The organism is Parabacteroides sp. CAG:2 (genome assembly GCF_000436315.1).
Classification (GTDB): Bacteria; Bacteroidota; Bacteroidia; order Bacteroidales; family Tannerellaceae; genus Parabacteroides; species Parabacteroides distasonis.
Genome location: NZ_FR885302.1, coordinates 83,725 through 107,015, shown reverse-complemented (window position 1 = coordinate 107,015; position 23,291 = coordinate 83,725). Strand labels below are relative to the sequence as shown.

Genomic DNA, 23,291 nt, shown 5'->3' with positions numbered 1-23,291 from the left:
AAAGGGAGTTAAAGGAGGCTTACGAGCCTCCCCATAGCCCGTTCGGACAAATCCACGCGCTGATCTCCACCGGGGCGTTCACGTACGACGAGGTGATGAACAAGATCCCTTGGTGTGTCATCTTGATGATGATCAACGACCAAGGACGTATGAGAAAGAGATCCGGGGAGGAAAACGTTATCCAAACCGAGGAGGAGGAACTGGAATTCTTAGGACTGAGATAAAATGGCGAACGATCCCGTATACATAACATTCGAGTTCCGGGGGAACTTGGAGGATGAGGTCGAGAAGGTGACTCTCGGCATCAAGGGCCTGCGCGACGAGTCGGCGAAAACCTACCAGCGTTTGATCGCCGACAGCGGCGCGGCCTACGGCGCCATGAGCGCCGAGAACCGGAAACTGGCCGTCACCGTACAGGAGAGCATCAACGCCCTGCGTGACCTCGCCGTCGTGCAGGGATCGCTGGATGACGGGCTGGAGGCCGGCACCGTCACCACCCGGCAATATACGCGGATGAAGGCGGCGCTAGCGGTGCGGGAGAACAGCTTGCGCGAGGCGATCAGCGGTGGCATGCGCACGCTGAACGAGCGGATACAGACGGAATCGAGGGCCGTCGATTCCGTCATGGCCCTCCAGAAACGCCTGCAGGAGCTGACCTCGGCTTACTATAACCTATCCAAGGCCGACCGTGAGGGAAACGCCGGACAGGGCATCCTGAGACAAATCGGCGACCTCGACAAGGAGATCCAGACGGCGCAATCCCGCCTGTCCGCCTACAGCCGCTCCGCCGGTACCGGGTTCAACGGCCTGTCGATGTCGGTGCAACAGGTGGCCCGGGAGTTGCCATCGCTCACCATGGGGGCTAACATGTTCTTCTTGGCCATCTCCAACAACCTTCCCGTCTTGGCCGATAATATCCGGACCGCGCGGGTCGAGTATGACCTGCTGAAAAAATCCGGACAGACGGCCATCCCGGTATGGAAACAGGTGCTCACCTCCATCGTGAGCTGGCAGACGGCGCTGGTGGTGGGGATCACGTTGCTGTCCGTGTACGGGAAGGACATCGTCAACTGGATACAGGGGCTTCTCGGGGCCGACCAAGCCCAGAAGAGGTTGAACGAGAGCATGACCGATTTCAACTCCATACTGGCGACGGAGCGGCAACACCTGAGGACTCTGTTCTCCGCGTTGGAGAAGAGCACGGCCGGGACGGAGGGTCACCGGAAAGCCATCAACGAGATCAACACGGCGTACGGCAAGTATCTTCCGAACCTGCTATCGGAGAAGAGCTCACTGAATGAGATCCGTGAGGCTTACCGGCTGGTCAATAAGCAACTCATGGAGAACGCCGCCCTGAAAGCCCAAAGCGGCGCTATCGACAAGACGTTGGAGAAAGCCATAAAGACGCAATCCGAGGCGTTGACGGAAATGCGCGAGATCGCTACCAGGAACCTGGGTGAGTCCAAATCCGGGGGGATCATGGATATCATCCCCGGCCTTACGGAGGATTTCCGGGCTGCGGGCAAGACATGGGAAGAGGCATGGCAAGGGATATCCGCCAAGATCCGGAGCGAGCTCGGGGGGAAGAAGCTCGGAGGCTCCTTTTACGAGGAGCTGGAGGATTACGTGAGGAGCGTGTATGAATCAGAGAAGGAGATCTCCGATATACAAAAACAATTCTCCCCGTTTTTCAACAAGGAGGCCGCCGAGAGAGATATAATCGAGAACAAGGCCTATTGGGAGGATATCAAAAAACAAGCCACTTCCGTGCTGGAATCCATCGACGCGGAACAAAAGAAATTACTTGATTCCGGGAAGACCGCCGGCATCGAGCCGGCTATCGTCACCGCCTACAAGACGGCCAAGGCGGATATCGACAAGGCGACGGAGGCCTTGAAGGCGTACGACTCGTATGAGAAGAGACAATCCGCCGCGGATAAACAACAGACCAAGGAGCAACGGGCCAAGGAGGCGGCGAACGTGATCAAGGCCGAGACCGCCACGCGTGAGCTGGAGATCGAACGTCAGAAGGCCGTCCTGGAACAAAGGGAGAAGGATGCCGAGCTGGAGCTTCGCCAGCAAAAGATCAACCTCATGAAAGAGGGCTCCGATAAGGAGCTGGCCCAAATCGCCTTGGACTATGACAGAAAGATAAACGAGATCGGGAAGAAAGGCCGTGAATATATTCTCGCCCGGCAGAAGATAGAGCAAGCCCTGTGGGAGAACGAGAACCCGAACTGGAAGAAGAAGGGGCTCACGTTCAAGCCCTCCACGACCTCCGTCTCCCAGCTACCCGGCACGCAGGCCAAGGAACTGTCCGACGCTACCGGGATGGCGGACTCGACCCGGGACAAGGCGGAGGCCGATCTGCTTGAGAAGACATTGAGACAATACCAGGACTACGCGACCAAGCGTCTGGAGATCGAGCGAAAATATAACGAGGATATCGCCTACCTGACCAGCCAACGCACCGAGAAGAACAAGGAGGCCATCAACGCCGCCATCGGCGAGGCCGTGAAAGGCAAGAAAAAAGCCCTGTCAAGCCTATCTCTCGATGAGCTGAAGGATACGGACATGTGGGACAAGATCTTCGGGGATCTCGATAAGATGGCCCTCCCCTCGCTGGAAGGATTGCTCAAGCAAGCCCGGGAGGTCAACACGTCGGCGTGGGATCCCAAGAACGTAAAGGAGTACCAGGATGCCATCACCCGGCTGGAGGAGGCGATCCGTACCCGCTCGCCGTTTAAATCGATCGGCGATGACTGGAAGAAGCTGCTGAAGGCGATGAGGGAGGGGGATGGCGACGGTATGGCCGGGGCCCTTGAGGGGATCGACTCCTCCGTCCAAAAGATCAACAACGACCTGAACACCATAGCCGGGGGGATCGGTGACATCTTCGGGGATGAGGCGGGTTACGCCGCCAGTCAAGTGGTGGAGCTGACCACCGCCTTGGGAGGTTTCGTCACGGCCGCCTCACGATTCGCCCAAGGAGACTTTCTTGGCGGCATGGCGAGTGTCGTGTCAAGCGTCGGCTCCATATTCTCCATGGGTAAGAGAGTAAAGGAGATGAACCGTGAGGCCCGGGAAGAGCAACAAAAGTTCTACGACGAGGCGATCCAGGGCGAGATGGAGTACCAACGGCTGTTAAGGGAACGCCTCCGTACCCAGCGGCAGATCGGCGAGACGACCTTGGCTTACAACAAACGGATCACGGAGGAACTGGAAAAACAGCGACAAGCCTCCGGGAGCGAGTACGACCGGTTGCTGCGACAGATCCAAGGGGAGCAATATATCAGCGGCGTAGGCTACCGCCACGGCACGTGGTTCCGGAAGGCGAAGACGTGGAACGAGTATTCCAGCCTCGCGGGCAAGAGCTACGAGGATATAGAGAAGCTCTATACCGAGGGCAGGCTGGAGGAGAAGGTGGCGAGATTATTCGAGCAGCTCCGGGCATTGAGAGAGGAAGGTGTCGATATCGACCAAATGCTGGATGACCAGGAGGAGTCGATGCGGGAGGTCCTAACCGGCACCACGACCGACAGCATCGCGGACAGTATCATACAGGGCTTCGCCGGGGGGAAGCGATCAGCGAAGGATTTCGCCGACGATTTCCAAGAGATGTTGAATAACGCCGTCTTGCAGGGAATCAAGATGAGAGCCTTGGAAGAGCCGCTCCGGAAATGGTATGAGTCGTTCGCCGAGGCGAGCGGGGCGGGATTGACGGAAAGCGATATCGCAGACCTGAAAGCGCAATACGACAAGATCGTCGAGAACGCGGCCAAGCAACTGGAGGACATGGAGAGGGTGACGGGCAACAAGATAGACTCCACCCTCACCCAACAGGCCAGAGCGGGCGCTTTCACCACGATGACACAAGACACCGCCAGCGAGCTGAACGGGAGGTTCACCGCCATACAGATCAACGTGAGCGAGATCAAGGGGTGCGTCCTCGACATGCGGACCTTTCTCAGCAAGGGGCTTGAGTACTCCGAGGAGATCGCCCGGAACACCTCCTATTGCAAGCGGCTGGACAGGATCGACCGGACGCTGTTGGAAATATTGACAAACGGATTAAAAGTAAAATAGCATGAGGGAAGGCAAGCTGTATATAAACAACCTGGACGCTTACGCGACATACGGCGTGTTCCTGGCCAATGACCGGGGCGGGACGTATGACAATCTCTCCGCGTTGATGACACCCCCGCCCGTCAAGAAATACACCACCGTCGATTACCGGGAACGGGATGGCGAGGAGGTGGACGTGACGCTCCCGAGGTACGAGGCACGCGATGTCTCCCTCCGGTTCGCCATGGTGGCGGAGAGCGAGCTGGATTTCCGGACGAGGTACAAGGCGTTTGTCGATGTCTTGAGATCCGGTACGCTCAACGTGCGTGTCACCGAGACGGGAAAGACATACAGGCTCTATTACCAGAGCTGTCCGGGCATGGTGATGAGGACACGGCTCCGGACGACCGGCAGGCTGGCGGCCATGTGGACCGTCAAGTTCAGGGAGCCTAAACCCGAGTTTTAACGGTACTAAAACGTTGTTTAAATGGAATTGAGGATATACGATCAAACAGGGGGCTTACGGGCCGTCATCTCTCCGGATGACAGTTCCACGCAACAGAAGGCCGTGATGGGGGACAATACGCTGGGCGTATCCTTCACCACCGGCGAGGCCATACCCTTCGACGTGAACGATTACGTGGACTTCGAGGGTGAGCGCTATACGCTCATGTCCGTCCCCTGTCCCCGTCAGGCCAGCACGGTCGAGTATGAATATACCCTCCGGTTCCATGGTGTCGAGAACGAGTTGTCGAAGGCGCTCTGCTTCCTCATGACGGACGGCGGGATGGACTCGGACTTCGCCCTGACGGACGGTCCGGCGACGCATTTGCAACTGGTCGTGGATAACATCAACCGGATCAAGGGAAGCACGGCCTGGAGGATCGGGAGCGTGATCGCCGCCGACTACAAGGTCATCACCTATGACGGGATCGATTGCCTCACGGCCTTGAACCGGATCGCCGAGACTTTCGAGACAGAGTGGTGGATCGTCGGGACAACCATCTATCTGGGCAAATGCGAGCACGGGGAGTTGTTGGAACTGGGCTACGCCGCCGACGGGACAGCCGTAGGAGGCCTGTTGAACATGAGCAAGCGGGAGGAGGAGAACGATAGCTTTTTCACCCGGCTTTACGCCAAGGGAAGCACCCGCAACATCGATCGCTCAAGGTACGGTTCCGATTATCTTCACCTGCCCTCGCCCTTGAGATACCTGGAGAAGAACACGGGGTACGGGATCGTCGAGCGGGAGGTGATATTCGATACGGTCTACCCCCGGCGGGTCGGTACGCTCTCCGGCGCGCGTTCCATCGAGCGGGAATCCGAAGGCAAGACAATCCGGATCTATTACGTGACGGACAAGGATATCCCCTTTAATCCGAACGAGTACGAGATCGCCGGGCTGACCAAGCACGTCAAGTTCGAGACGGGCGAGTTGTCCGGCTATGATTTCGAGATCAATTATGACTCGTCCACGGGGGAGTTCGAGCTGATCAACCAATATCCGGACGAGAACGGGCAGATACCGGGCGGGGTCATGATCCCGAAAGCCGGCGACACGTATATCCTCTATAACATCCGCATGCCGGACGAGTACTACGCCTTGGCCGAGAAAGAGTTGAAGGAGACCTCCGAGGCTTATCTGGACAAGCATAGCGTGGACAGCTCTGTTTATAGCGGTGACAGCGACCCGATCATCTTGAGAAAACGGGAGGTCACCGTCACGCTCGGGCAACGTGTCCGGTTATACAATCCCGTGTTCTTCTCCTCCGGATACCGGGATAGCCGTATCATCGGTTTTACCCGGAACCTGAACGATCCTTACGACGTGAAAGTCGATATATCCGAGTATGTCAGTATCGGCCGCATGGAGTCCCTGGAGAGGAAGGTGGACTCCTTCCTCCCGATGATCAGCCAGGCCGGGGGATCGATCAACATCATCAAGAGCGGTGACGATACGGTCCCGACGGACAATAACGTGTTCTCGGCCTTAAAAGCGATATCCACATTCTTGCGCAAGGACCAACCGGACCAAACCAATTACCCGCTCAAGCTGCTAGGCGGCTTGATATCGGATAACATCGAGTCGCAGGATTTCGCCGCCGGTCCTTTCGGCACGGGTCTCGTCTTGAAACGGAACGCCAAGACCGGAAAGTCCTACATGGAGATCGACGAGTTGTACGTGCGGTTGAAAGCGTATTTCGATACGCTTGAGATCAAGCATCTCTCGCACGTGGGAGGGCGAATCGTCCTTTCCCCGGCGGGGATGGAATGTATCCGTGTGGAGAAGGTGTCGGCGGAGTACGAGATCGTATATGACAGTATGGGCATGCAGGTATTTGATTCCACCGGCGAGGAGATATTGGCCCCGATGGACGGCGGGGAAATGGCTTACCGGTGTTATTTCAGGCAATCCGACGGTGACAAGGAGATCGTGAACGAGTTCGCCGTTGACGACCTGGCGCAGTGCCGTGAGTTCAACGTGAAGACGGGCGTGTCCCATAACGTGAGCAACCAATATTACTGGCGAAGGGTGATCCATGTCGGCGAGGATTACATAGATCTTTCCATCACGGATTGCGATACTGGAAGCACGGAACCAAAGGCGGGAGATACGATTGTCACCATAGGAAACAAGACGGATAAGAATAGGCAACATGTCGTTTACCTGTCCTCCTATGACGAGGACGCTCCTTGTTTCAAGCTGTATTCCGGGATCAATTCCTACTCCATGTTGAACAAGGAGGTGACGGTGATCTCGCCGAACGCCGACAAGAACGTGTTCACCGGCAAGATGCTTATCAAGCCGGGTTCCACCGGTTTCGAGAACCTGACGGACGCTCCGGATATGGGAGAGGTAAACGAGGCGATACAGGACGCTAAGAACACCGCCAACAACGCTCAGGAAGCGGTCAACGGGGTTCAAGGGTCCGTGACGAGCCTCAAGGGTTACGTGGACGGGGCTTTCTCCGATGGCATCATCTCCGAGGCGGAGGCAAAATCCATAGAGAAATATATTAATATCGTCAACAACGAGAAGATCTCGGCGGAGTCCACGTTCAATAAGCTATACTCGAACCCTTACCTGGAAGGTTCCGCCAAGGTATCCCTATCAAACGCCAGGTCTAGCCTACTTTCCTCAATAACGGCGTTGACCAACTCGATCAACAGCGCCATAGCCGACGGTAAGACGACGGTGGCGGAGAAGGCGGACGTTGATAAGAAGTTCGCCGCCTTCAACACGGCGACATCCACGTTCAAGACGGCGGTAGAGACGGTGAACGAGTCCATCCAGTCCAAGTTGAAGGGCTGTTCCGACAAGGCACAGCAGGCGGCGGACGAGGCGAACAACACCGCTTCCTCCGCCATGGAAGGCGTAAACGAGGCCAAGGGTGCCGTCTCTGACCTGAACAAGTACGTGGACGGGGCTTTCTCCGATGGCATCATCTCTGAGGCGGAGGCGAAATCCATAGAGAAATATATCAACACGGTAAACCAGACGAAAAAAGAGACGGACAGCACGTATACGGCCTTGTACATTAACGGTTTCCTGTCCGGTATCGCCAAGTCAAACCTGTATACCGCCAAGAATAGCTTCAACACGGCTACCTCAAACCTGATCGCCGCCATCAACGCCGCCATAGCGGACGGTAAAACGACTACGGCTGAGAAGAACAACGTGGACAGCAAGTTCACGGCATTCAATAACGCCTATGCCTCTTTGGCGACAGCGATAGAGAACGCCAACAAGGCGATACAGGACAAGATCAAGCAAGAGGCGGTGAACGAGTCCAAGGACAATGCCAGCTCGCAGATACAGGGCATGAGCCAGGAAGTTAAGGATGATTTCGCCAAGAAGCTCGGGTATAAGGACTACGAGGACCTGGTAAGCACCGCGTATACGGGAAACACCATCATAGATCCAAATACGGGAGTGTTTAATACCCGCTTGATCGAGGCTAGCGTCGTGATTACATCTAAATTACTCGCCGACGCTATCATGACCTCCACCTTGAACGTGAATAATAACCTGTACATAGAGAAGGACGGGAGCGTAAGGACAAAAGGCGGCAATCTGGAAATGATCCTCACCAAAGGGTACCTAAGGGGGCTTTATAAAGACGTGGAACGCTTACGCCTCGTAATAGACGAAAGCTTGGGAGATTCTGAGTTATACTTGACCGACAGGGATCGTTCCGCCTCATACAGGAACTCGGGGGTAACATACACTTTGAAAAGCGGAAAGACATTATTGCTTGATCCCGAGGAGATAGGATCGGGTGTCATCTATGCAAGGTCAGACGGGACTCTGGCCATCAAGGATAAAACGCAAGAATATATCTCTGTATACATAAGAGTCTCCCCCTCAGGTGGAGGCACGACCTCGCCGGCGGCAGGATCCTATATGGTCAAACAGGGATCGAGAGAAATCGTATCGGCATCCCCCGCCTCGGGATACAGATTTGACAGATGGTCTGATGGCGGATCGCAGAGTCATGAGGTGCTTTGGGATTTAGGGAAAACGTTGACAGCCTATTTCACGAGGATAGAGACAACAAAATATACTGTTGTGCTTTTGGCTTCCCCAGCATCAGGGGGAACCACGTCTGGCAGTGGAACCTTCGAGGCCGGAACAGTGCGTACCGTATCGGCGACAGCTAACCCGGGATACCGATTCATCCGGTGGAGCGACGGCAAGGCCCAAAGCCATAGCGTGACATGGGACAGCAATAAGACCTTGATCGCTTATTTCGAACGTTATTCCGTATCCGGCGATGAGATCTTTTCCGGAACAAGTCTGACCAGCCTCTCGTACTGGAAAACATATGGAGGTGTCAATGTTGAGCTTAGCGGAGGCGTGGCCGCCTTGCGATTCGGGACAGAATTTGCATATGCGTGTTTTAACAGGGGATATCTGGGGAGTAAGCTGGAGCAAGGTCATATATACAGGTTATCTATGGAAATGAAAGTATTGAACGCGTCATCGGAGTCTCAAATTACTGTAGCCGTAGGGTTTTATGGTTATGTTGATGAATATTCGAACGGTCCTGGGGAAAATATTTCCTCTATTGGAGTGATCAAGGTCACGACCAGTTATATGAGCTATGAGTTCGATCTTACCATGAATGAGGATGCGACGATAAAGACATCCTTAGCGATCATGAGCAATAACAATGTTTTCTATATACGAAAAATATCACTAAAGGAAATATAGATATGGAAAAGGTATTGATGGTATTATTACTGTTGGCGCTCGCGGGATGTACGGATTACGTTCCGGAGCCAGTCCCCTATAAGACAGGGGACCGACACGATAACCATCGAGGTGGATACGGTCATGAGGGAGTATGATTTTGACATAAAGATTTAGAGTATGGTAAATGATAACATATCGGTGATCGGAAGCTGGATCAAGTTCGCCTTGTCCCTTGACCTTCCAGGGAGCCTCTCGATGGATGACGTGGGGTTCGAGGCCGTATTTTACATCTATGGCAACAAGACGGTGGTGATCCCAAAGTCCGGGATGATCCGTCAAGATGGCGATACGTATATCCTTGTCCTTGACACCTCCCGTTTGGGGACGCATGGCCGGATAAAGTGCCAGGTCCGGGTGGATATCCCGGACGCTAATGTCGAGTCTGGCGTAAGGACTGAGATAATACGGATCGATACGGATGAGATAGTGAGGAATGGCGTGCTTTAGGGGACATATCATAAGGCTGGAGGTCGTCCGGGCGGAGCTTCGGAGGATCGAGACGATGAGCGCCGGGCTCAAGAGGATCGGGCGGATCGGAGTGAGGCTATCCAAGGTCTGTAGCGTGGATGACGGCGTATGGCTATTGGTCTCCCCCGCGGATCCGGTATGGGTGGCCGAGGATACGCCGGCATACCTCACGGTACACTCGAATACGGATTGGAATATTGAATAACTAAAAAAACAAGAACATGGCAAAAGCGGCATGGGCGGTGGTCACCCCGCCCCAAGGATCGGGTGACAAGGAGGTAAGCGTAAGATCAGGCTCAGAGCATACCGGGCGTAACGCCCGTACGACGGTCCTGACGTTCAAGGCGGCGAATTGCGCCGACGTGGCACGGACGGTGAACCAAGCGGGCAAGCCCGAGTACGTGGATATAGCGGACACGGCATCATCGGAGAAGACAGGTAAGGTGGTTACCATATCGGGTATCAGCAACTCGAGGAAATTGACCTTCTCCCTCGGTACGGGAGACCTGGACATAGCGCTACCCGATAATTATACGGCGAATAGCGTACAGACGACGAACGGGACGGCGATAGCGGGCGATCCCGGGGCCTTGTCGGTCTATAATTTCTCCATCGCCGTCACGGTTCCGGCGAATACGGAGATCGATCCTCTCACGAGACAGGTCATCGTCACGGACGAGGGCGGGCACCAGGACGTGTGTTTATTGACACTGGCCGCCGGTGACGCTTACCTGCGGGTAACAGAGGGAGATATCCAACTGGACTATCTTGGAACCCCGGTAACGGTGAACGTGGAGTCTAACACTGACTGGACCGTGGAGTGATGGAAATCCCTTGGATAACAGGAAAGGGCAATATCGTCGTGGGCCTTGCGGGAAGCGGCGATGGTCAGGCCTCATTCTCCTCCGATACGGAGAATGATGATGTTGACAGGTCGCAAGAGGTGACGATCAAAACGACCCGGGGCGGTAACGTGGAGGTCGTACGTACTGTACGTCAGGCGGGCATGAGGGAATACCTGTATGACTCACTTGGCGAGATAATCAAAGATTCTGAAGATGTGGAAATAAAAGTATTGAAAGAAAATGGCTAATTTGATTTATACGATAACGAAGACCAACGATCTTCTGGAGAAGGTTAACAATATGCCGGATAGCGTGGCGGATGGCAAGACACCGGTGTTGGAGACGGGCACGACTACGACGTTATCACCCACGGAGTCCGCCACGTCCGAGGTCGTGCGGAACGGATCCGACTCAAACGGGAATCCTAAATACAAGATAAACCTCGGTATCCCCAAAGGCAAGGACGGTACCGGAGGATCGGGAGGTGGCGTGGCCGACTCCGTGGATTGGAGCAATGTCCTCAATAAGCCGGGTTGGGTAAATTCCACGACCAAGCCCACCTATACGGCGAGCGAGGTCGGGGCGTTACCATCCAACACGACGATCCCATCCAAGACGAGCCAGCTAACCAATGATAGCAAGTTCGTGAAGGATACGGACCTTAAGACGATTAACGGGCAATCATTGATAGGTAGCGGTAACATAACCATATCCGGAGGATCGGGCGGGGGAAGCGGGAACGTGAGCGTATCTAACGCCGCCGCCTTGGTGACAGGAAAAAAATACGCGTTCACCCCATCCGCCAACGGCGTAACGGATGGCTCGTTCTCCGAGATAGCCAATGCTAGCAACGATAAGGATGGGTTGATGAGCAAGGCTGATTATTCTAAATTGAATGGTCTCAAGGATGGGATTTCACTTCCCGTGAACATTACCAACCTGTCTGAGACCTCCTCCAGCGAGGATATCATATCCTTGTTTTCTTTAGATGGGGTCTCTGATGCGTTTTTAATCGCTGGTATGGCGGCCATGTACTCAAATTTACCCTCGATGGAGTATGCGGCGGATGTCATGGATATATACATAGGCAATTACAAATGCTTTGTTGATGCCTCGTATGAAGATTCAAAATGTTCATTGTCCTTGACATACGTGGTGTCCGGCAAGCTCAAGACCATCAAGATAAACGGGACAAATAACGGGAATGCCTGGATATACTCTTGCGAGATCCAGGAGAGCGGGGATGATACCTATTATCTACCTGTCGCCTTGTTGGATCTGAAAGCGGGAACCCCCAGCAGTGAGATACATGCCGCCGCCGGAGGAAGTGACGAGGAAGCTAGGATAAAAGACGCTATCAAGGCAAGAAAAAAAATATATATATCAAAGAACGAACCGACTGGCAATTACTCGATCCCGGTCTCGGCAAGTCTGGTTATATTGAATTATCCTTTCCTTGTATTTGATATGCCAAAATCTATGGCGGGGGATGGGGGCATCTCAAAAACAATAAGATTAACGCCAGTGGCAGAATGTAACGTTAGTTATAAAAGAGGATACAGGCTAAGTCTAAGCCTTTATTCACTTACAGGTAGTTCGGCATCCGATGACATCGGAACGGCCGTGGGAGGAGAAGCCGGCCTAAAAGAAATCATCCAAGCCGCTAAAGATGGGAATGTTTTCTTTATCAATGGGAAATCTGATAATATTAATTATAGAACGGACTTATCCGTAAATATATTTTCGGAAGATGCTAACGGCGACTTATCAATCTCTTTTACTGGTTTTGGCTATGCGTTATGGGAAGGATTGGGTGGAATGATGATACTGACATATACAAAGTCTAGCAATACGTTTGGAGTGCAAATCATGGCGATCTCATAATCGATATCAGCGACAACACTTAGCGGTATGGATGATTCCAAGAAATAAGAGCGCAATAATTTATCATTGGTAAATTAAGGTCTAGAAATGAAAGGATTGAAGCTATGGTTTAGCTGTTGATTTTATCAGGCAACCTTAACGCCTTTATCGGGGGGCGGGCAAATAAAAGCCCCCGGCTGTTAGTAAAGACGCCAATCACATACTAACAAACAAATGCGAGACACCGCACGACCGGGGGCTGTAAGCCTTCAGTCGCGATGTCTCGTTTTGTTTTATGTGATTGGCAATACAAATATACTTTAATTTTTGGAGATTATGACAATATACGAGATACTTTCTTTCAATAAGGAATTGCTCCAGCGTCTATTTAACGCCGGAATAAGGACAAGCGATTGTTTGTATGTCGATTTGTTCGATGATTATACCCGAATGCGGGCGGAGGGTGAAAAGACAACCTATATCGTGGCCGTCCTTTCTGACAAATATGCCTTGAGCGAGCGAAAGGTGTACGATACCATTCGCTATTTATCAAGCGACTGCATGGGCCGTGCAGTGCAAGATCAGGCGTAAATTCGTTCACTAGATAGTTTGGTTCTACCTTTGTTCCAAATCCTTAAAACGAGACAAGTATGGGCAAGTACACTTACAAGCCGCAATATGGCGTGATCGTCATTTGCGCGGATGAAAAAGAGCAAAAGGAGATTTATGAGCGTCTCCTGAAAGAAGGTCTAACACTTAAAGTGGTGAACGTATGAGAATAGAGGTACAACACCATTGTAGCGACTTCAACAGCTATCGGGCCGCACGGGTAAAAAGTCTTTTCAACGCGGAGAAAGGCTGCGACTGGGAAAAGACGGTAGAACTACCCATCGAAAACCGGGTATGGCAAATCGGACTGATTGTCGGTCCATCCGGTAGCGGAAAAACCAGTATTGGAAGTAAGATTTTCAAAGAACCTATTTATGACCTCTATTCCGGCTGGGATAAGAATAAACCTATTGTGGATTGTATCGCCCCCGATGGAGACTTTAACACGGTGACGGGTATGCTTTCAGCCGTTGGCCTCGGCGATGTTCCAGCGTGGCTCCGGCCGTTCCACGTGTTGAGTAATGGAGAGAAATTCCGGGCGGGTCTCGCACGTTTGGCGTGCGAGCGACCGCGGCACGCCGTGGTAGACGAGTTTACATCGGTCATTGACCGACAGATAGCCAAGGTCGGGGCCGCCGCGTTCTCGAAGACGTGGAGACGCGGCGGCGGGCAGATCGTGCTTCTTTCCTGCCACTATGATATAATCGAATGGTTACAACCTGACTGGGTATATGATACCGCGGAGGCACGGTTTTACGACCGTGACTGCCTTCGGCAACGTCCAAGACTCGAACTTCAAATTTATAAAGTCAGGGGAACTGTATTCCCAAGGTTGTTTAAGCGGCATTATTATTTAGACCTTCCTATGCCGGTCGCAGCCGAGTATTTCGTTGGCTTTGTCGGTGGTGAGCCCGTCTGTCATTTAGCGGTAACACCACTCTTTACGGCAAAGGCTTACCGGTCCACCCGATTGGTAGTACTTCCCGAATGGCAGGGAATAGGCGTTGGCACTAAATTTTTAGCGGCCGTTTGTGAATATCATCTTCAGGGACATGGTAGATGTGGTAAACCTTACCCGGTGTTCTTTCACACCTCACACCCGCAACTATGTGGAGCGTTACGTCACTCTAAAAAGTGGATACAAACCGGAGCACATTTATATGGAGTTAATAAAGGGCGCAGCGCGGCTTCGATGGCACGTTCGGCCCAAAGGTTAAATAAGTCTGATCGTGCGGCAACCGGTTATGGCGGCCATTTCAGGGCGGTTCAGGCGTTTAAATATATAGGGAATGGTAATTAAAATATTGGGAAATTGCGGGTCGGAGGCATTCAAAGCGGCCGAAATGTTCGTTAAGGCAAAAGGGCATACGCTTTGGTGTGAAGGGTATCGTTGTGACCTTGCCATTGCGCCACTCCTTACGGTGAAAGTTTCCGATGAAGAACTGAAAGAGGCGAACTGGGGTACGTTGATATTCCATCCGTCCCCATTACCTTATGGGCGCGGGGCATCATCTATCAAATGGGCGTATAAACGAGGGGAACCGATAACCGCCGCCACATGGTTTTGGGCAGACTCCGGCTATGACACCGGCGATATTTGCGAGCAGGAGATAGTAAAAATAGACTATGATGCGCAGCCTCGCGTCTTTTATGAGCGAGAAATCATTCCGGCCATGATCCGGACGTTAGGACGTTGTTTGGATAACATCGGGAAAGGCATTATACGTCGCATCCCGCAAGTAGAAGCCTATTCGACATACGATAAAAGGCTATAACAATCCATCTTAACTACCTTGTAAAGGTACGAAAAAAGTATGGAATAAACAACTTTAGTAGACGCTTTTTTACCACGGCCGGCAATAAAAAGACGGTATTCAAATAGGGTTAGAAGTCCATTTGAATGCCGTTTATTTTTATGTATAAAGAAGGTGTTTTGCTTTGATTTTGCAAATAGGCGGTTACTTTGCGGATTAAATTTGAAGCACATTTCGTTTTTGTTTCAATAAACGCATTTCGTTTTTCACAACCATCACGTTTCGTTTTGCGGGATTTAGATAATTGCGTAGCGATAATCTTATCCGCTTTTTCCGGCAAATGCATCGCCAGCATATAGGATAAGCCAATATAATCACTCTCGCTCAACGTACAATCTTTCGGAGCTTTCCGTTCCTGCCATAACGTATACAGACGTTGTACCGCCTCCTCTGAATCCGCTATCGAACGATACAAACGAAACGCCTGCAAACGATGTTGGGATACGGGATTCGTTGTCACGATCTTCCACAAGACCTGTTCCAACGGACGAGAATCCGACGGGAATATCCGCTGGCAATCTCCTAAATAGCTTAAAGCCATCGAGAACAATAAAGAATTAGACTCATTCGGTAAATACGCTAACATCTCTTCACGGAACCCTTGCGGAGAAATCGTTTTCCAACGAAGATTCTCATAAAGGGTAATCAGCAAAGATCCCTTCAACACCTCATCTTCCGATGAGCGAAGCACGGACCATAGACCGGAAGACTCCCCCTCTGTTATTTTAAAGAAGCCATAACCACGCCCATTTATATTCGGAAGAATGACACAATTTCCATTCGGAAGAAAACTTAATTTCATTCGGAAGGAATCAGAGTTTCCTTCGAGAGAAACCGGGATTTCTTCCGAATCCGTTCCACAGATCACCCGATAGGTTAATTCTTGCGGCCATTTTAAACCCCGGCCCAACGGATCACGCTGCTCTACGACCAACTCGCCGTCCTTAACCGAAGCCGTAATCTCCGGCATACCCTTCTGATTCACCCACACCTCACTCCAAGCGGCCAGATCCTCTTCCGTATATTTATTCAAGATACGGATCAAGCCCTCCCACGTAGCGTTCCCATACGCATAAGTAGTCAAGTACTCACGAATTCCCTGCTGGAAAGCGTCTTCTCCCAGAACACGTACCAACATCTCCATAATCACGGGAGATTTATCATAGATGATATTTCCATATACCAAACCGGCGTTCCGCAAATTATCCAAATCTTGCTTGATCGGATTCGCACCTGACGTACGGTCTTCCGAATAAGATGCGGGAATATAATCCCGAATAAAATTCAACCGGTGATTCACGTCCGGATATAAAGGTTCTACGATACGGGAAGCAAAATAATTAGCGAAAACCTCTTTTGTCCATACATCATCAAACCATTTCATCGTTACATAATCGCCAAACCACATATGAGAGGTTTCATGTGCGATCAAGGAACTCCGACTCAATCGCTCATTTAAGGTAGGATGCTCATCCAGAAACATCCGGCGATCCGTATATAAAGTAGCACCCGTATGTTCCATACCCCCATATTGGAAACCGGGTAAGATAATCACGTCATATTTAGCGAAAGGATAAGGAATACCAGTAAAGTCTTCCTGCCATTCCAACGCATCGAACACCTCGTCGGCGATGGCTGGGCATTGAGCGATCTTTTTCGGATCCGTCTCCCGATGATAAATAGAGATATCCCGCCCGTTCCGGGAATAAACCTCCCGAGTCAGTTTACCGGCCACGAATGAGAACAGGTAGGTACTAAGCGGTTCCGTCTCCTTGAAAGAAATACGATTCCGACCGGAGACGCTCGTACTATCCGTTTGTGTGATAGCGCCATTCGCCACAGCCTGCCAAGTGGAAGGAACTTCCAAGGTCAAGGTAAAAAACGACTTCATATCCGGCTGGTCAAAACAAGGGAATACCGTACGTGCCCGGTCCGGAACCAATAACGTATACAGGAACTCATCCCGTCGATTCAAGGATTGATCCGCCGGAGTAAAAGTGATCGCTACCCGGTTCTCTCCCACCGCTACCCAATCTGAGGCAATCACGATATGCTCATCTTTCACTTCATAGGGAATATCTCCTCCGTTCAAGGTTACGGAGGTCACTTGCTCCGGTTCTCCGCGGAAATCAATAATAAGCGGCTGTTTCTCGTCTAATCGCAAGGATAGCTCCACTTTTCCCCGGATCGCCTCGTCACGAGATTCCGGGATCGAGAAGAAAAGATTATAACGGACATTTGAGAAATGCTCCTTCCGGAATTGAGCTAGCTCAAGGCTCACACCGGGCCGGGACAAACCGGCCTCATCTTGTTTAACAGAGCTACAAGCAACCAGACCGGACAGTACGCAAGCTCCGATAAATACCTTTAGATTCATATCTCGTAATTATTCTCTTAAGTATTCTGCTATACCCATAAAATTTCGTTCCAACAAATACATCTGGCTAGCCATAAAAGTGAAAAAATCTCCCCAATGCGCTCTCCGATGCAAATCCAATCCTTCTTTTGCTACATAGATACGGGCCACTTGTCGGCCATTCTCACGGACAAAACAAATATCCCAGATCAAGCCTTCGGGAAAATCCTGTTCCAACGTCTCTTTATACCAAGTCAGGCGCTCAAACATTTCCAGACGTAAATCCTCGCTACGGTGGTTTACCTCAAGAATAACGTAAGCCCCTTGGCGGTTCGCGTCGAATTTCAACTCAACGCCCTTTACCTTCGTATCATATAATGTCCAAATTTTCTTACGCCCCCGCAAATAGGGTTGCACCTCACAAAAAGCGGCGAAGCTTTCCCAAAACTCCAATTTGAGATTCTTCAGTTCCTCCTTACTATACATTACCTATAAATGTCTTTCTTTGTTACCTTAACGATCTGTCCGAATTTAGAGAGTTTCTCCATATCCATACTCTTTGAATTACCGACTATCGCATATATCATTAAATGATCTTGTATATTCTCCCTATAAAAACGAAGGATATCCTCCATAGTCATCCGATCGATAACCTCCAGATAATCCTTGTTCGGATCGCTCTCGTACCCTTCACGCCGGAAACCGGCGATCTTCAAGGAAAGGGAGCGACTAGTAGGATATTCATTATTCACCCAATTACGAATCGTCTGCTTCACCGACTCCACCCGTTCCGGACGTTCCGGCATATCATGCACCAGATTCTCCAACACTTCCATCGCATCGATCATCTTATCCGTCTGTGTAGCCAATTTCATCACGAAACTAGCGGGCTTCTCCGATCGATTCAAAGGAGGATGTTTCAAACGGGCATTTACTTGATAAGCGAACGAACGAAACTCACGGATCTCCTGAAACATCAAGGATGACATATCCCCTCCGAAATAAGCGCTAAACAACCGGGAAATAGGACGATCTTCCTTAGCCTTCAACGGATCGATATACATATAGGCATAGATTATGCTTTGCGTGACATCCTCCATGTCCATAAAAAAGACAGTCGGCTTATCATACGTCATAAGATCACGGATATAGGGAGAGTTCGATGGAATACTTACCTCCTCCAAGGGTAAATGCTGCTTGATCTGCCGGGCAGCCTCCTCCATAGACAATGTACCACAATAATGCAGGTTACAAGCGACCGAACGTACCTTACTGAAAGTGTCCAGCAACATCTTTCCTTTTAGTTTCTTGATTTCAGCGAACGATAATTTAGTCAAATAACGGGATTGCTCCCCAAATTTGACTTTCTCTAACAGCATATCGGCTACGTTCTCGCTGGAATTGAACAACGATTTCTCCGTTACCTTCGCCTCGTCCACAATCTGCCGTAACTTCTTGTCATCTGGCTTGGCGTGCCGCAAGAAATCGCCGACCAAAGCCATTGTTTGGGTAAAATGCCCATCGAAACCATTCACCACCACCAGAAACTCAGAATCCGTGGAATCAAAAGTCAATGTACTACCAAGTTCCTGCAATTTACCCCGAAAGACCTCAAAAGACATCGACTCCGTCGCTACGAAAGGTAGATAAGCGGACAATTTATCAAGATCACGAAGCTCCAACTGCCCCACTCCATAAGATAGTGTCAGCGAGAATATATCATTTACGGAATTATGAGTCTTATACAACGTGACAAGCGGACGCAAGGATACGACCTCGGCGTCTTTCTCAAAATCGAGAAAATGCGGTTTCAATTCTTGTACGGGTATCTTTTCCAGACGTTCCACATAAGCGGAGGAAGCATCAGAGTTCTTCGGTATAATCGGTGAATAATCCGGCTTGGGTAAGATCGTTTTCGGATAGCGTCCGGTCTTCTTCGTGACGTACATATAATTCTCCGTAAAATATTTCTTGGCGACCTCAATCACGTCTTCTCTCGACAAGGCATCGATACGGGTAACCTCATCCAAATAATCCTGCCAGCTTTTCCCTTGAGAGAAAATACGCATCATCACCTCGGCCCTTGAGTTTATGTCTTCCAATTTGGAGGCATATTCACGTTTCTGCTCCAATTTCAAGCTTTGAAACATCTCATCGCTAAAATCCCCCTCCTTAATGCGGTTGATTTGTTTCCATACTAATTTCTCGGCTGCCGCATAGGTCTGGAAAAAGAACTTCGGAAATACCAACAAGCCTAATATTCCAGCCTCATTCATACTTTGGTTAACCGCCATCGCACCCATCACCTTATGATCTACCGTCAGCTTATCCAAAAATCCCGTACCATTGGAGTTATTCAATAAAGATACGGCGATATTGAGCGCAACTTGATCCGGATGATTCGCGGGAACTCCCCGGAATCCCAATGCCATAATTTTCACGAAAGGCATAGGAATACGTACGCTCACCTTCTCCCGTCCCTTGAATGGCGGTAATGTAACAATATCCCGGTGAGGCGGCTTCCCTTTTCGTATCCGTGAAAAAGTAGATTCCAAGATTGGCAAGACCTCCTCCGTATCGAAATCCCCGCTTAAGATCAATCCCATATTGGAAGCGACATAGTATTTCTCGAAGAACCGGCGCATCTCCGAAAGACGGGGATTCTTCAAGTTCTCCGCACTTCCGATAATCGGATAAGCATACGGATGCGGATAGAAATAACGCTCTGTCAATTTCTCGATGGCGACACTAGCCATCGTATCTCCATACATGTTCTTTTCCTCATAGACCGTCTCCAGCTCACTCTGGAAAAGACGAAATACGGGATTTACCAAACGCTCACTATTGATCTCGGCCCATTGGGAGATATATTGCGGAGAGAATGTATTGAAATATAATGTATAGTCGTAAGAAGTCCCGGCATTCAACTTCGTACCACCGAAACGAGAGATCAACCGGTCGAACTCATTCGGTATTACATACTCAGCGGCACGTACGCTCAGGTCGTTAATGATTTGCTGCAAATGGGCACGCATCTTGGGATCCTCGGTATCCGCCAAAGCGTCATATTTCTCGGCGATAATGTCCAGCAAGACTTTCTCGGACTCATAATCGATTGTCCCGATCTTATCCGTTCCTTTAAACATCATATGCTCGAAATAATGCGCGATACCTGTGTTAGGGGAATCTTTAGCTCCGGCTTTTACAACTACGGCTCCGAATATCTTAGGTTGGCTATGGTCCTCATTCAACCATACCGTCAAATCATTACTTAATTTATGCTCTCGTACCTGTAGAAAATCTGAGGTTGACAACAGAGATCTCATGGAATCCATTTAAGTTTATATTATTTCACAAAGATACATTTTTCAATTGGATTAATACGCTTACATTTACAAGCAATCTTAACAAAAGGGCAAATTTAACGTAGGATTGAACCTATTTTTAAGAGTAGTGTTATATCAAAAAACGATTATTATGATAAATTTAGGTAGTTGGATGAACAAAGTCCTCACCGGATGGGGTGTAGACGAGAAAATAGCGAACACATTTGACGAGGCGATCATCGCCATCTTACTAGTGGCGGTCGCTATCGGATTAGATTATTTATGCCAAGCTATTTTTGTCGGAGGGGTACGTAGTATCGTTAAGCATACGCATTATAAATGGGATACGTTATTAATTAAACGTAAGGTCGTACATTATCTCGTACATACGATTCCCGGCATTTTAGTATATGCTTTGCTCCCGATGGCTTTTATCCGAGGAAAGGAATTATTATTCATTTCCCAGAAGATTTGCGCGGTCTATATCATATTTTCCCTGCTGTTAGCGCTCAACGGTCTTCTCTTAATGATGTTGGATTTGTTTAACCAACAGGAGAAAATGAAAAACAGGCCGATGAAAGGTTTTATACAAGTATTACAAGTGCTTGTTTTCTTCGTTGGCGGCATTGTCATTATAGCGATTCTCGTCAATAAATCCCCGGCTACCCTTTTCGCCGGATTAGGTGCATCGGCAGCTATTCTTATGTTGGTCTTTAAAGATAGCATATTAGGTTTCGTGGCAGGTATACAGCTTTCGGCGAATGATATGTTGCGCCCCGGCGACTGGATCACGATGCCTTCTGCCAATGCGAACGGTATTGTTCAAGAAATAACCCTAAACACCGTGAAAGTTCAGAACTTCGATAATACGATCTCGACAATCCCGCCTTATAATCTAGTGAATAGTTCTTTCCAAAACTGGCGCGGGATGGTTGAGTCTGGAGGACGCAGGGTTATGAAGTCCATTTATCTCGATTTGAATACGATCAAGTTCTGTACGCCGGAGATGCTAGATACCTTCCGCAAGGAAATTCCTTTATTAGCGGATTACCAACCGGATAAGGATGTAGTACCTACAAACTCCCAAGTATTCCGTGTATATGTAGAGCGTTATCTGACAAGTCTTCCTGTCGTAAATCAAGATTTGGATTTAATTATCAGCCAACTTCAATCCACGGAATATGGTGTTCCCGTCCAGATTTATTTCTTCTCCCGGAATAAAATATGGAAAGAATATGAACGGATCCAGTCGGATATATTCGACCATTTCTTCGCTATGATTCCTAAATTTGAATTGAAAGTATATCAATATTCAGACTAAAGTACGTGTTCGGATTATTTTTCCTATCTTCGTCTCCGGATTGTCTACTTAAAGTTTAAAATCGTATTTATGAGCAAGATACAAGAATGGGTATATAATTTATTAGTTCAAATGGGGTTGATAAGCGAAAATTCCAGTTACCTAGACAATATAGTGATCTTATTACTTATTATAGCCGTCACCGTTGGGATCGATTATAGTTGCCGGTATATTTTCCTAGGTATGTTCAAACGATTAGCGAGGAAGACGAAAAATCAACTGGACGATTTAATCGTGGATCGTAAGATCATTAATAAGATGATGCATATGATCCCGGCCATATTGATTTATATATTGTTACCATTCGCCTTCTCAGCCGAAGAGACACCGAAGATTTTAATAGTACTCCAAAAACTTTGTCAGATTTATATCATAGCGGTTTCTTTAAGGTTTATAAACGCTTCCTTAAATCTGATCCACGAGATCTATAATAAAAAAGATTCCTTTAAGAACAAGCCGTTAAAAGGCTTCATACAGATCTTGCAGGTTACGGTTTTCTTTATTGGAGTGATATTGATTATCAGTATTCTTATCAATAAATCCCCGGTTTCTTTACTGGCCGGATTGGGTGCGTCTGCGGCTATCTTGATGTTGGTCTTTAAGGATACGATCTTAGGTTTCGTTGCCGGCATCCAATTATCCGCCAATGATATGCTCCGGGCCGGAGACTGGATCACGATGAGCAAATATGGTGCGGACGGCACGGTTATCGAGGTGACATTGAACGCCGTGAAAGTAAGAAACTTTGACAATACCATCACGACCATCCCTCCTTACGCCTTAGTAAGCGACGCTTTCCAAAACTGGAGAGGTATGAGCGAATCCCCGGGCCGCCGTATCAAGCGCTCTATCAATATCGATATGAACAGCGTACATTTTTGTACCCCGGAAATGCTAGAGAAATTTCGTAAGATCTCTCTTATCACGGATTACATCGATGGAAAAGAACAGGAATTAGATGAATACAATGAAGAACATCATATCGATAGTTCCATTTGGGTGAACGGACGTAGACAGACAAATCTGGGAGTCTTCCGTGCTTATCTCGTACGTTACCTAAGAAGCCTCCCGGAAGTAAGTAAGGAATTAGTCTGCATGGTAAGGCATCTACAACCGACTGATACAGGTATTCCCATCGAACTTTATTGCTTCTCATCCAATAAGGTATGGGTCGAATATGAAGGAATTCAAGCGGATATATTCGACCATGTACTTGCGGTAATACCGGAGTTTGGGCTAAGCGTATTCCAAAATGTATCCGGGGCGGATTTGAAGAATATCATCATCAAACTTCCCGTCGGCTCACAACCCTCAGAGTGTTTCTAGAA

18 protein-coding genes and 1 pseudogene are annotated in these 23,291 nt (G+C 49.6%); 16 read left to right on the top strand and 3 right to left on the bottom strand.

Features of this window, described 5'->3' with window-relative positions:
- The 14 genes from QVP94_RS11170 to QVP94_RS11105 all read left to right on the top strand — a co-directional run.
- On the top strand, positions 1-224 hold a 224-nt coding region (locus tag QVP94_RS11170; RefSeq protein WP_288213251.1), incomplete at its 5' end, for a hypothetical protein.
- A 1-nt stretch (position 225) separates the two neighbouring features.
- Complete coding sequence (locus tag QVP94_RS11165) at positions 226-4,086, top strand: coiled-coil domain-containing protein (RefSeq protein WP_022192618.1); 3,861 nt, start codon at positions 226-228, stop codon at positions 4,084-4,086.
- A gap of 1 nt (position 4,087) precedes the next feature.
- A complete protein-coding gene (locus QVP94_RS11160; protein ID WP_022192617.1) occupies positions 4,088-4,531 on the top strand; it encodes a hypothetical protein in 444 nt (147 codons plus the stop codon).
- A 21-nt stretch (positions 4,532-4,552) separates the two neighbouring features.
- Positions 4,553-9,280, top strand: a complete 4,728-nt coding sequence (locus QVP94_RS11155) for an InlB B-repeat-containing protein (RefSeq protein ID WP_022192616.1) — start codon at positions 4,553-4,555, stop codon at positions 9,278-9,280.
- Positions 9,281-9,282: 2 nt separating this feature from the next.
- Positions 9,283-9,417, top strand: a complete 135-nt coding sequence (locus QVP94_RS11150) for a hypothetical protein (RefSeq protein ID WP_022192615.1) — start codon at positions 9,283-9,285, stop codon at positions 9,415-9,417.
- A gap of 22 nt (positions 9,418-9,439) precedes the next feature.
- The gene (locus tag QVP94_RS11145) at positions 9,440-9,769 is read left to right on the top strand and encodes a hypothetical protein (protein WP_022192614.1); all 330 of its coding nucleotides are present in this window, start codon (positions 9,440-9,442) and stop codon (positions 9,767-9,769) included.
- Positions 9,756-9,995, top strand: a complete 240-nt coding sequence (locus QVP94_RS11140; RefSeq protein WP_122267896.1) for a hypothetical protein — start codon at positions 9,756-9,758, stop codon at positions 9,993-9,995. The genes QVP94_RS11145 and QVP94_RS11140 overlap by 14 nt, the downstream gene beginning before the upstream one ends.
- A 16-nt stretch (positions 9,996-10,011) precedes the next feature.
- Positions 10,012-10,614 (top strand): hypothetical protein, encoded by a 603-nt coding sequence (locus tag QVP94_RS11135; RefSeq protein ID WP_022192613.1) that lies wholly within the window; start codon positions 10,012-10,014, stop codon positions 10,612-10,614.
- A complete protein-coding gene (locus QVP94_RS11130) occupies positions 10,614-10,883 on the top strand; it encodes a hypothetical protein (RefSeq protein WP_022192612.1) in 270 nt (89 codons plus the stop codon). The genes QVP94_RS11135 and QVP94_RS11130 overlap by 1 nt, the downstream gene beginning before the upstream one ends.
- Positions 10,876-12,519, top strand: a complete 1,644-nt coding sequence (locus QVP94_RS11125; RefSeq protein WP_022192611.1) for a hypothetical protein — start codon at positions 10,876-10,878, stop codon at positions 12,517-12,519. Before QVP94_RS11130 ends, QVP94_RS11125 begins: the two co-directional genes overlap by 8 nt.
- Before the next feature lie 315 nt (positions 12,520-12,834).
- Entirely contained in the window at positions 12,835-13,089 is a 255-nt protein-coding gene (locus QVP94_RS11120; protein WP_022192610.1) for a hypothetical protein, read from the top strand.
- A 59-nt stretch (positions 13,090-13,148) separates the two neighbouring features.
- On the top strand, positions 13,149-13,274 hold the full coding sequence (locus QVP94_RS11115) for a hypothetical protein (RefSeq protein WP_022192609.1): 126 nt from the start codon (positions 13,149-13,151) through the stop codon (positions 13,272-13,274).
- Positions 13,271-14,407 carry a GNAT family N-acetyltransferase gene (locus tag QVP94_RS11110; RefSeq protein ID WP_022192608.1) on the top strand — a complete coding sequence of 379 codons (1,137 nt, stop codon included), beginning with the start codon at positions 13,271-13,273 and terminating at the stop codon, positions 14,405-14,407. Before QVP94_RS11115 ends, QVP94_RS11110 begins: the two co-directional genes overlap by 4 nt.
- Positions 14,397-14,882: a formyltransferase family protein gene (locus QVP94_RS11105; protein WP_022192607.1), complete on the top strand. Its 486-nt coding sequence runs from the start codon at positions 14,397-14,399 to the stop codon at positions 14,880-14,882. Before QVP94_RS11110 ends, QVP94_RS11105 begins: the two co-directional genes overlap by 11 nt.
- A 256-nt stretch (positions 14,883-15,138) precedes the next feature.
- On the opposite strand, the pseudogene QVP94_RS11100 reads toward QVP94_RS11105, so the two are convergent.
- The 3 genes and pseudogenes from QVP94_RS11100 to QVP94_RS11090 all read right to left on the bottom strand — a co-directional run.
- Positions 15,139-17,298, bottom strand: a pseudogene (locus QVP94_RS11100) (M1 family metallopeptidase); the annotation flags it as partial.
- A 9-nt stretch (positions 17,299-17,307) separates the two neighbouring features.
- Positions 17,308-17,763, bottom strand: a complete 456-nt coding sequence (locus QVP94_RS11095) for a DUF4268 domain-containing protein (RefSeq protein WP_005857205.1) — start codon at positions 17,761-17,763, stop codon at positions 17,308-17,310.
- Positions 17,763-20,612 (bottom strand): M16 family metallopeptidase, encoded by a 2,850-nt coding sequence (locus tag QVP94_RS11090; RefSeq protein ID WP_005857207.1) that lies wholly within the window; start codon positions 20,610-20,612, stop codon positions 17,763-17,765. Before QVP94_RS11090 ends, QVP94_RS11095 begins: the two co-directional genes overlap by 1 nt.
- Before the next feature lie 142 nt (positions 20,613-20,754).
- Between QVP94_RS11090 and QVP94_RS11085 the strand changes: the two genes are divergently transcribed.
- Both QVP94_RS11085 and QVP94_RS11080 read left to right on the top strand, forming a co-directional pair.
- Positions 20,755-21,924, top strand: a complete 1,170-nt coding sequence (locus QVP94_RS11085) for a mechanosensitive ion channel family protein (protein ID WP_005857209.1) — start codon at positions 20,755-20,757, stop codon at positions 21,922-21,924.
- Positions 21,925-21,993: 69 nt separating this feature from the next.
- Positions 21,994-23,289, top strand: coding sequence for a mechanosensitive ion channel family protein (locus QVP94_RS11080; RefSeq protein ID WP_005857211.1), 1,296 nt, complete (start codon positions 21,994-21,996; stop codon positions 23,287-23,289).
- The last annotated feature ends 2 nt before the right edge of the window (positions 23,290-23,291 follow it).